The sequence below is a fragment of the Clostridium puniceum genome, from assembly GCF_002006345.1.
Taxonomy (GTDB): domain Bacteria; phylum Bacillota; class Clostridia; order Clostridiales; family Clostridiaceae; genus Clostridium; species Clostridium puniceum.
In genome coordinates this window covers 1-12430 of the sequence record NZ_LZZM01000013.1, presented here as the reverse complement: position 1 = coordinate 12430, position 12430 = coordinate 1, and the positions used below count along the sequence as shown (strand labels likewise).

At 28.8% G+C, this 12430-nt stretch carries 6 protein-coding genes and 2 rRNA genes; all 8 read right to left on the bottom strand.

Annotation, left to right across the window (positions count from 1 at the left end; genetic code table 11):
• Positions 1-518: 518 nt before the first annotated feature.
• Entirely contained in the window at positions 519-1619 is a 1101-nt protein-coding gene (gene glgD / locus CLPUN_RS01140) for a glucose-1-phosphate adenylyltransferase subunit GlgD (protein WP_077845553.1), read from the bottom strand.
• A gap of 23 nt (positions 1620-1642) precedes the next feature.
• On the bottom strand, positions 1643-2803 hold the full coding sequence (locus CLPUN_RS01135) for a glucose-1-phosphate adenylyltransferase (protein WP_077845552.1): 1161 nt from the start codon (positions 2801-2803) through the stop codon (positions 1643-1645).
• Positions 2804-3074: 271 nt separating this feature from the next.
• Entirely contained in the window at positions 3075-4901 is a 1827-nt protein-coding gene (locus tag CLPUN_RS01130) for a glycoside hydrolase family 13 protein (RefSeq protein ID WP_077845551.1), read from the bottom strand.
• 12 nt (positions 4902-4913) lie between these two features.
• Entirely contained in the window at positions 4914-7349 is a 2436-nt protein-coding gene (locus tag CLPUN_RS01125; protein ID WP_077845550.1) for a glycogen/starch/alpha-glucan phosphorylase, read from the bottom strand.
• A gap of 25 nt (positions 7350-7374) precedes the next feature.
• Positions 7375-8814: a glycogen synthase GlgA gene (glgA, locus tag CLPUN_RS01120; RefSeq protein ID WP_077845549.1), complete on the bottom strand. Its 1440-nt coding sequence runs from the start codon at positions 8812-8814 to the stop codon at positions 7375-7377.
• 83 nt (positions 8815-8897) lie between these two features.
• A complete protein-coding gene (gene glgB / locus CLPUN_RS01115; protein ID WP_198944266.1) occupies positions 8898-11585 on the bottom strand; it encodes a 1,4-alpha-glucan branching protein GlgB in 2688 nt (895 codons plus the stop codon).
• Positions 11586-12071: 486 nt separating this feature from the next.
• Positions 12072-12188: ribosomal RNA gene (gene rrf / locus CLPUN_RS01110) — 5S ribosomal RNA — on the bottom strand.
• Positions 12189-12321: 133 nt separating this feature from the next.
• Positions 12322-12430 (bottom strand): 23S ribosomal RNA (locus CLPUN_RS01105); the annotation flags it as partial.

The following is a 12430-nucleotide window of genomic DNA, read 5'->3' as shown; positions in this document are numbered from 1 at the left end:
ACAACTTTCGTTGTAACTTTTTGTTTTTTGCTGTCACCCTCAAGCGACTTACTTAGTTTATCACTTGATTTTGATATTGTCAACAACTTTTTTTAATCTTTCAAACTCTTTTTTCAAAAGGTTTTTCTCAGATTCTCTTAAGTTGTTTACATGTCTTAGCGACGTGTTTTATCTTAACATTTTATAGCTATCTTGTCAACATTTCTATAAAAAAACTTAATTTATATAAATAACATATGCTATAAAAAATAGCAAGTTAATATACTAGTACAATTTATGCCATATCACCTCAATAAGCTGCGCTAATCCCATTGCAAAACTTAATTTTGTTATATGATATAAACGTATTATAATTTAACTTGCTATTTTTCATCTCATAATCTAATTAATTTTATTTAATTTGAATAACTTCTAGAAAGTTTTATTTTAGAATATCTTCAATTTAATAAACTAAAGTTGTTAAATGTTACTTTATTATTGTTCTTTCCTAAGAATATTCTAAATATTTATTTTCTAACCTATTTTTTCTTCTTTATTACTAAAGGATACATAACAGATCCTATAAGAGTTTCTCCCTTTCTTATCTCACTACCTTTATCCGCAATTACATTATCTAATACTGCATCATCATCTATCCTGCTATTTTGCATGATTATGCAATCTTTGAGTTTTGTATTTTTTCCTACATATACTCTTCTACCTATTATGCAATTTTCAACAGATCCTTCAATTTGACATCCATTTGCTATTATTGAATTTATAACATTACTCTTCTCTGAATAATGAGTTGGGGCCTCATCCTTAGTCTTTGTATAAATAGGTTTATCCTCATTGAAAATTTCTTTATTTATTTTTCTATTTAAAAATCCAACATTACTATCATATAATGCTTTAATTGAATTTATGCAATCTAGATGTCCTGTAAATTCATAAGCTCCCACTGATAAAATATTTAAATTGTTATGAATGTATTCTTTAACCTTTCTATACATTCCACTGCTTACACAGTCATTTACAATATTTATAAATAACTCAGTTTTCAATATATACATTTCCATATTAATGTTAGCTTTTGGATTTTTACCTATATTTTCTCCTACACTTATTACACTTTCCGAATCATCAAAATTTAAAACTCCACAATCCGAAAAAGCTTCATCAGCATTATTTACTTTTTTATATACCATCGTAACATCTTTTCCTGTACTCTTATGGTATTCTAATACTTCATTATAATCTATATTACAAATCATATAGCTTGGTGCTAATAATACATATTCTCTCCTACTATGTGTTAAAAATTGTATATTGTCTGCAAAATTATGCACATCATCATAAACCGGCTCATCATTACCGAAATTAAAAACTTTCAACCCATCTTTTTTTCTATTTAAATCCCAAGGTCTACCATTTGTTAAATGATCTATTAATGATCTTGATTTATTTTTTGTGAATATGCCTATGCAATTAACTCCTGAATTAGTCATGTTTGATAAGACAAAATCTATAATCCTGTATCTTGCTGCAATCGGAACTGAGGCAAGAGATCTATTAACAACTAATTCACCCATTCTGTTTTCATTTTCATCTAAGTTAATTATACCAATACAATTTTTCATTTCTTTCTCCCCCTTAGCGATTCCTAAACAGCTTTGCTATTTTCTATAACTGTACCCATTTTAACTTCTTCCTTTGCTCCAATAATAGCTATTTCATCACCTAAAGAAATTTTACAATCCTTTCTAACAATAGCTCCACTTCCCACAATTGCTTTTTCAATAACTACATTGTCACCTATTTTTGCATCTGTCATAATTATTGAATCACGAATAACTGAGTTTTTACCAATTTGAACTCCTTGGAACAATATAGAATTCTCAATTTGTCCATTAACAACACAACCTTCAACTACAAGTGAATTCGATACTTTTGCATTTTCACCTATATATTGGGCTGGTCTTACTGGATTTACTGAATATATCTTCCAATCTTCTTCATGTAAATCAAGCTCATTATCTGCTCTAATTAAATCCATATTTGCTTCCCATAAGCTATCTATAGTACCAACATCTTTCCAGTACCCCTTAAATGGATAAGCCATCATTCTATTTCCATCCCCAAGCATACTTGGAATTATATTCATTCCAAAGTCATTCTTTGAAGTTTTATCCGCTTCATCTTCTTTTAAATACTTCTTAAGAGTTTTCCAATTAAAGATGTATATCCCCATAGATGCTAAATTATTTTTAGGATTTTTAGGTTTTTCTTCAAATTCATATACTGATAAATCTTCTCTAGTATTCATTATTCCGAATCTAGATGCTTCATCCATGGGTACTTCGATTACTGCAATCGTAGCCTCCGCTTGTCTCTCTTTATGAAAGTCTAGCATTTTTGTATAATCCATCTTATAAATATGGTCTCCAGACAAAATTAAAATATATTCTGGATCATACCTATCAACAAATTCTATATTTTGATAAATTGCATTTGCTGTTCCCTTATACCATTCTCCACCCTTTTCTTCTTGATATGGAGGTAATATGCTTACTCCACCTTGAGTTCTATCTAGATCCCACGCTTCACCTATACCAATATGTGCATTTAATTCAAGTGGTTTATATTGAGTTAATACTCCAACTGTATATATTCCAGAATTTGAACAATTACTTAATGGAAAATCTATAATTCTATATTTTCCTCCAAATGGTACGGCTGGTTTTGCTAATTTTTTTGTTAATACCCCTAATCTTGACCCTTGTCCACCAGCTAATATCATTGCTACAATTTCATTTTTACCCATAATATTATCTCCTCTCATATGTTTTTGTTCTCATTAGATAAAATTTTTATATTTTATGTTTATATTTAATAATATGCTTAACATATTGTTTTATGTTAGTAAGTTTATAACATATTATATTATCAGTAATTATCATATATTATGATTGAATTAAAAACTTTTATATAATCATTTTACAAAGTATATTATACTCTACGATGTAAAAAATTACCATATTATATGTTGTAAAAATATTCATCAAATTTCCATCTTTTAATCGTAATATGATAAATTAAACTCTACGTAATATCTTAAAATTACGTGGGAAAACAGATATAACACTGTTTTTTCCTACAAATTTATATTTTTCACTAATATTAAATAAATTAACATAACACCCACTTAAATCAACATCTTCAATTACTCTTTGTTCTTTCGAAACGTTAACTAAAACTACTACTTTTTCATTTTCATAATTTCTTTCAAATGCAAATACACTTGAATCTGTTTCGTAAATATTTATATCCCCTTTTTTTAAACCATTTTCATTATTTCTTATTTGAGCTATATCTTTGTAAAATTCAATAAGATATTCATTTTCTTTTCCCCAAGGATAGCTTCTTCTATTATCAGGTTCTTTTCCACCTTTTAAGCCAATCTCATCTCCATAATATATAAGTGGTACTCCAGGCAATGTAAATTGAATTACTACAAGTAATCGTAACAATTCTATATTTTCATCTAAAACAGTTAAAATCCTTTCAGTATCATTTGTTCCTGCAATATTTATATTTCCATAAAAACTTTCTCTAGGATAATTTTCATATAAGGACATAATTTTTTGCTTAAGCCTATGTGATGTTATATAACCTTTAGTGAAATTAATTAGACTTTCTCTTAAGGGATAATTTGTAACTGCCTGTACTTCCCTTCCTTGTAGGTATTTTCGTCTTTTAGAATAACTTATCTTGTTAGATGCATCATCCCAAATATCTCCTAGTAGTATAGTCTCCTTATTAATTCCCTGAATTCTTTTTCTAATTAATTCAATAAATTCATCTGGAAGTTCATCAATTACATTTAGCCTCCATCCTCTAACACCAAAATCGATCCATTTTTTTATAATAGAATCTTTGCTTTTTATAATATAATCAATATAACTCTTTTCCATTACTTTAATATTTGGTCTTTCATTTATTCCCCACCATGATTCATATTGATATGGATATTTAATAAATTTATACCAATTATGATATCTAGAATTGGGTGAATTATATGCACCAATGTCATCATAATTCCCCAATTTATTAAAATACTTACTATCAGAACTGGTATAGCTTAATATTGCCTCTAGAATAATTTTTATCCCTTTACTTTCTGCAATTTGACATAATTCTTTAAATTCATCATTTGTACCAAACATTTCATCTATAAATTCATAATTTCCCGTATCATATTTGTGACAGCTAGAAGATTTAAATATAGGGCTTAGCTGTATTATATTAGCACCTAAAGACTTTATGTAATCTAACTTCTTTATAATACCTTTTATATTTCCACCATAAAAGTCCCATCTTGTAATTCTGCCCATATTATCTTTAATATACATTGGATTATCATCCCATTTACCATATATGAAAGAGTTTTCCTTAGGAGAATTTACAGCATTATCTTCATTACCATTAAAAAATCTATCAATAAGAATTTGATATACTACTCCTTCTTTATACCAATCAGGTATATAAGATTTTTCATATATCGTCACTTGATACGGCATAGGATTATAATTATATATTTGACCGATACCACCTAAATTTTCATCATTGTTTCCATAATACAACCTATCATATCCATCTATTAGAATAAAATAATATTCTAATAGCCCCAATGCATCAGATGTATCGATTTCTACAGAGTATTTAAATTCACCACTGTTTAAATACTCCATTTGCATTCCCTTACTTAATCTAGTACCATCAAACAATATCAATTGGACTGCAACCAATATTTCCCTATTAACTTTAATTGATAGTTTAACTTTTTGCCCAACTTCTATTGCTCCAAATGGTTTTCTAAATTCTAAGCTCTGTGAATCATGTATTGCCTGTATCGTGTCCATTAAATTAACCTCCTAAAGATTCTTATAAATTACTTCTGATCCCCAAATCCCTGTTGCATATTCTTCAATTGTTCTGTCAGATGAGAATATTCCTGAATGTGCAATATTAACTCCACACATTCTTTGCCATTTATTAGAGTCCCTATAAAGAGTATTAATTTTATCTTGAGCTTTTAAATATGAATCAAAGTCTTGTAAAACAAAGAATTCATCATTATAAGTTATCAAATTTTCATAAATGCTTCTAAATTTATCTTTATCATTATGATATTTTCCATTTATTAAATCGTTTATTACTCTTTTTACTCTTTGATCACTATTATATATATCAATGGATTTGTATCCTCCATTTTTATAATAATTAAGCACTTCATCTGCAGTTAATCCAAAAATCACTATATTATCGTCTGTTACTTCATCCCTTATTTCGATATTAGCTCCGTCTAATGTTGCAACTGTAATAGCTCCATTCATCATAAATTTCATATTTGATGTTCCTGATGCTTCTTTTGTTGTTGTGGAAATTTGTTCACTTACATCAGTACCTGGAATGATTTGTTCAGCTAATGAAACTCTATAATTTTGTACAAAAATTACTTTTATTTTTTCATTTACCCTTGAATCATTATTTATTTTATTAGCAACACTATTGATTAATTCTATAGTATTTTTAGCTAAATAATATCCTGGTGCAGCTTTACCACCAAATATGAATGTTCTAGGAACAATATCATAATTAGGATTATCTATCAATTTATTATATAAATCCATTATTCTTAAGCAGTTAAGCATCTGCCTTTTGTAAGCATGTATTCTCTTAACTTGAACATCAAATATTGAATTTGGATCTATACTTATATCATCATTTTTTAAAATTATATTAGCTAGCTTTTCTTTGTTAAATTTCTTTATTTTCCCTAATTGATCTAGAACAACTTCATCATGTAAATGTCTTTCGAAATTTTTCAAATCAATAGGATGTCTTATAAAACTATCTCCTATTGTATCTTTTATTAACTTTGTAAGATGAGGATTACTCTTTAAAAGCCATCTTCTATGAGTGATTCCATTAGTCTTATTGCTAAATTTATTAGGATACAAGTAGTAAAAATCAGACATTTCTTTTTTCTTTAATATCTCTGTGTGAAGTTTAGCAACTCCATTTACACTGTAGCTTCCCACAATTGCCAAATGTGCCATTTTAACTTGATTGTCTGATATTATAGACATTCTGTTAACCTTCTCCCAGTTCCCTGGATACTTAACTAAAATTTCTTCACAATATCTTCTATTTATCTCTTCAATAATCATATATATTCTTGGAAGTAGTTTTTTTAACATATCTACTGGCCATTTTTCTAACGCTTCTGCCAAAATAGTATGATTCGTATAAGATATTGTATTACTTGTTATTCTCCATGCAACATCCCATTCCAAACCTTCCTCATCGAGTAATATTCTCATAAGTTCTGGTATAGCAATTGTAGGATGAGTATCATTAATATGAATTGCTACTTTTTCATCTAATAATTCTATAGCTTTTCCATGCTTTTTAAAATGTCTTATAATACTTTGAACTCCTGCTGAAACAAAGAAATATTGTTGTTTTAATCTAAGCATTTTGCCTTCATAAAAGGAGTCTTCTGGATATAAAACCTGTGAAATTGACTCAACTGAATTTTTGTATTCAATTGCTTTAAGCAAATCACCTCTATTAAATGATGAAAAATCAAATTCATTAGAAACTGCTTCTGCACTCCATAATCTAAGGGTATTTACAATTTCATTTTCATATCCAACTATTGGAGTATCATATGGAACTGCTAAAACTGGTTCAAAATTTATATGTGTAAAATTTAAGTGTCCATTTATCTCACTTACTTTTATCTCTCCACCAAACTTAACAATTTCAGCTTTTTCAGCTTTTTTCTTTTCCCACACGTTCCCATATTTTAACCAATCATCAGATACTTCCACTTGTTTTCCATCAATGATTTTTTGTTCAAAGAAACCATATTTATATCTAATTCCACAGCCATTTCCAGGAATATTTAGAGATGCCATTGAATCTAAGAAACAAGCTGCGAGTCTACCAAGTCCACCATTACCCAATCCTTGATCTTGCTCTAAACTTTCTAACTCTTCTAAATCTATATTCAAATCAGCCATTGCTTCTTTACAAACATCTCTTATGCCTATATTTAATAATGAATCTCCAAGCAATCTTCCTAATAAAAATTCCATAGAAAAGTAATAAACCTGCTTTTCTCCTGTTTTATTATACTTTTTATTAGTCTTAAGCCATGTTCTTGTAATATAATCCCTTACTAAGCTGCCCAATGCATCATACTTTTGTTGATTATTGCCTTCTTTTAATTCGATGCCATGCATCTCTAAAAACTTATTCACATATGCCTTTTTTAATGTTTTTTTATCCATTTCGAGCATTGATATACCCCCTCATCATATTGTCTTAATCTATTCCAGTTAATTCTCTATACATATTTAAATATATATCAGCTGATTTTTCCCAACTATTATCTGAATTCATTGCTTGTTTGATGAGTCTCTTCCAATGTTTCTTGTTCGTATACATCCATAAAGCATATTGTATTATGTTGTATAACTCTTCTGAATTATAATTTTTGAAACTAAATCCATTACCATACCCAGTATATTCATTATATGCTTCAACTGTATCTTTTAGTCCACCAGTTTCTCTAACTATAGGAATTGTTCCATACCTAAGCGCTATTAATTGACCTAATCCGCATGGTTCAAAAAGTGAAGGCATAAGGAATATATCACTTGCAGCATATATCTTACTTGCTAATCCATTGTCAAATCTAATATTTGCTGATACTTTGTTTCCATATCTATAATTTAACCATTTAAAGTGATCTTCATAATGCTTATCACCTGTACCCAAGATGATTAATTGTACATTTTGTTGTAATAGTTTATCTGAAATGTTAACTAACAAGTCAATACCTTTTTGATGTGTTAATCTCGTTACCATTCCTATCATTGGAATATTTTCATCAACTGTTAACCCTAATTCTTTTTGCAGCTCAGTTTTATTTATAACCTTATCTTTAATTGAATTTATATCATAATTCTTTTTAATAAATCTATCTGTTTTAGGATCAAACTCGTCATAATCTATACCATTTAGGATTCCCCTTAACGCATAAGATCTATCCCTTAACACCTCATCTAATCTTTCACCATATTCAGGTGTTTGTATCTCATATGCATAGGTATTACTAACGGTTGTTATTATATCTGAATAATATAATGCCCCCTTCATAAAACTTACACCTAAATCAAATTTTAAGCATGTATTATTATAAAGTTCCATATCAAATCCAAATAATTCAGGCAATATTTGAGGATCAAAAACGCCTTGGAAAGCTATATTATGAATAGAATATACACACTTAATATTCCAATAAAACATATCATTCCTTTTATACTGAAATTTAAGTAATACTGGAATCATGCCTGTTTGCCAGTCATTACAATGAATTAAATCTGGTTGCCAGTCTATTTGTCTTAACATATCCAGTACAGCTCTATCAAAAAAGGCAAATCTTTCTGCATCATCATAAAAACCGTATAATCCATCTCTATTAAAATATTTTTCATTATCTAAAACATAGTATGTCACTCCATTATAAAAGCATTCCCACACTCCGCAAAATTCTTCTCTCCATCCAACTCTCACGTTAAAATGTTTAAGAAATCTTAATTTATCTCTCACTTCCCAGTTAAGTTCCTTATACTTTGGTATTACTACTCTTACATCTGCATTTTTTTTTGCAAGTGCCTTAGGTAACGACCCAGCAACATCTCCAAGCCCACCACTTTTTATAAATGGACCTGCTTCCGATGCTACAAATAAAACTCTCATTCTTTCTCCCCCTTAGCCTAATTACAATGTCGTTATCTTATTAACTATTACTTTTCAGCAATAATTAATAAGACTTTTATTTTTTATTTACTGCTTTCTCTAAGTTCATAAACTTCTTTGGCAGGTAATTCTTCAACTACATCTTTTTGTTCCATGGCAATTTTACTAACTTTTAATATTAATGTAGCCATTGGTGGTACCTTTATTTTCAGAGAATATGGTTGCTTTTGGAATTGTACTTTTTCAGCAAATAAAGTCTCTCCCATTATTTGTCCTGAACCACCATATTTCTCATCATCAGTATTAAACACTTCTTCATACTCTCCTAAGAAGGGTACTCCAATTCTATAATCATAATATACTTTAGGTGCGAAGTTAATTACAAAAACTAATGTATCTTCATCATTTCTACTTCTTCTATTAAAAATCAATATATTTTGTTCACTATTATCTGCTTCTATCCAATTAAACCCTCTATAGTCATGATCAAGTTCCCAAAAAGATTTGTTATTTAAATATAAGTGATTTAAATCTTTAGAAAATAACTGAGTCTTTTTATGCATCTCTAAATCATCAATTATATTCCATTCTAATTCTTCATATTCTCTCCATTCTATTGGTTGCGCAAATTCACACCCCATAAATGTTAATTTTTTGCCTGGATGTCCCATCATATATCCGATAAATGCTCTTAATCCTGCAAATTGATTCCATTGATCTCCCCACATCTTTTTTAATAAAGATTTTTTACCATGGACAACTTCATCATGTGAAAGAGGTAATAAATAATTTTCAGCATAATTATACATCATTGAAAAGGTTATATTCCTATGGTTTTGACTTCTATATGATGGATCAATTTGAACATATTCCAATGTGTCATTCATCCAACCCATATTCCATTTTAAGTTAAACCCTAATCCTTCTTTATCAGTTGGCTTTGTTATATTTGGCCATGCTGTTGATTCTTCTGCTATCATAAGTGCAGTCGGATACTCTAAAAATACAGCTTTATTTAAGTCCTTTAGAAAATCTATTGCTTCCAAGTTACCATTTCCACCATATTTATTAGGAGCCCATTCTCCATGAGATCTACTATAATCTAGGTATAAAATGCTAGATACAGCATCTACTCTTAAACCATCTACATGAAATTCCCTATACCAATATAACGCATTTGATATTAAGTAACTCTTTACTTCTGGTCTTCCTAAATCAAAATTGCAAGTTCCCCAACCTTTATTTTCTGCTCTCCATTCTTCTTGGTATTCATATGTTGGTGTTCCATCAAATTTATATAATCCATGAGAATCCTTACAAAAATGTCCTGGAGCCCAATCCATTATTATTCCTATATTTAATTCATGTAACTTATCTATTAATTTTTTTAATCCATCAATATTTCCATATCTACTTGTTGGTGAGTAATATCCTGTTCCCTGATATCCCCAAGAAGCATCCAATGGATGTTCAACAAGTGGCATAATTTCCACATGTGTATACCCCATTTCTTTCACATACTTTGGTAATTCCTTGGCAATTTCTTCATAAGTTAAAAATTGACCATCTTTACTAGTCTTCCAAGAACCTAAATGCACTTCATATATATTCAGTGGTTGCTCCAATACATTTATGTTATTTCTATATTCAATCCATTTCTGGTCAGTCCATTTAAATTCTTTAGATTCACATACTATTGATGCACTATCTGGTCTCAATTCAGTTCGTATTGCATATGGGTCAGCCTTATATTCCCCTTTTTTACCGTCCTTTGATATTATACAATACTTGTATCTCTCTCCACTTTTAATTCCTTCAAAAAATCCCTTCCATAACCCATTTTCAGATATTCTTTCAAGTTTATATTTATCATATAATTCAAACCCATTAAAATCACCAACAACATACACATCTTTAGCATTAGGTGCCCAAGTTGCAAATTGTACACCTTTCTTTTTTCCATCTGTCTTAACATGTGATCCTAGTATATTATAAGTTTCATAATTCTTGCCTTGATGAAATAAAAATGTATTAAAATTAGTTATTTCACTCTTATCCACCTTTTTCACAACCTCTTTCACAGTATCTTTTATTTTTTCTGCTTTAGATTTTGTATTTTCTTCTATATCAGTTGTTTTAATTTGTGTTTTAGCGGTTTTTGTTACAGTTTTTTTCTCTTTAACTGTAGTTTTTTTAGGTTTTGCGGATGCACTAGTTTCGGCAACAGTTGTTTTAGATGCTGTTGCTAATCTTGAAGCAGTTTTTTTAGCAGCTGTTGCTCTTTTAGGTAAAGTAGAATTTTTCTCAGAAACTTTAATTTTTTTATCTTCATTAAACTCAGCATCTTTAGCAATAATTTCGTTTTCTATAGCTTTTGAGAGACTTTCAATCTTACTTACTTTCTCACTTTTTGCCTTTAAAGATGCTTCTTCTTGCTCTATATGATCTTTTATTGAACTCTTAGCTTTTGAAGTTTTTCTTGTAGCAGTTTTCTTTACTGTTTCTTTGATTTCCTCAGCTTTACTTTTTAAATCATTTGTATTTTCTATATTTATAGATAAGATTTCACTATTTTTTGATTCTACAGCTGGCTTTGAAACCACTTTTTCGGGTGCGTTTCTTTTAATTTTTGTAGCTTTTTCTTTTAAATTATTTGAAGCACTTTTTTTAGCAACCGTATTGATAGCCTTCCCCACTGCTTTATTGGAATTTTCATCAACAACTATTTCTCCCTTATTCTTAATTTTACTGCCTTTATTCTTATTTAGCATAAAACCATACCCCCATCCATATTTCCATCCCTCTCATAGTTTGAAATTTATATGTTAATATTTTAACTTTTAATGCTTATATATACATATTACCAAATATCACAGTACATTTCACTTATTTTTCTATATTTTTCATAAAATTTATTAATCCACTTGATTTTTGGAAATATCTTTATATATATTTATCCATAAAAATGTATTAAATTAAATTCATTCTTTTAATATTATTAATTTTTTAATTTTACTAAATTTAAGAAATAACATCTACTTAATTGTTTACATCAAATATAAAAAAAGAAAACCTGCAATGGCTTTCTCTTTCAAATATTCATAATTATAAAATATATACGATAATTTTTTTATTTTATTTCTGAATTAATTCTAATTTTAAATTAATCTTATTTTAATTATCTATTTCATAAAACTATTGTCTAATTATTTTTGCAAAATAAAAAAAGATAGTTATAATAACTATCTTTTTTGTTTACCTCGCAACGTCCTACTCTGCCACACAGTCACCCGTGCAGTACCATCGGCGCTATAGACCTTAACTGTCCTGTTCGGAATGGGAAGGAGTGTTACCTCTATGCCATCATCACGAGATATTAGTATTTCTCAAATCTATGATTGATCGAAAAACTTATATAAATCACGCTAGTGATTTATATTTCTTTGAAAGATTATTCTTTCAAAATTGCACATAACTTTTAATGTATACTTACAACTTGATTATATATTGGTCAAGCCCTCGACCTATTAGTATCAGTCAGCTAAATATGTTACCATACTTACACCTCTGACCTATCAACCTTGTAGTCTTCAAGGGGTCTTACTAGCTTACGCTA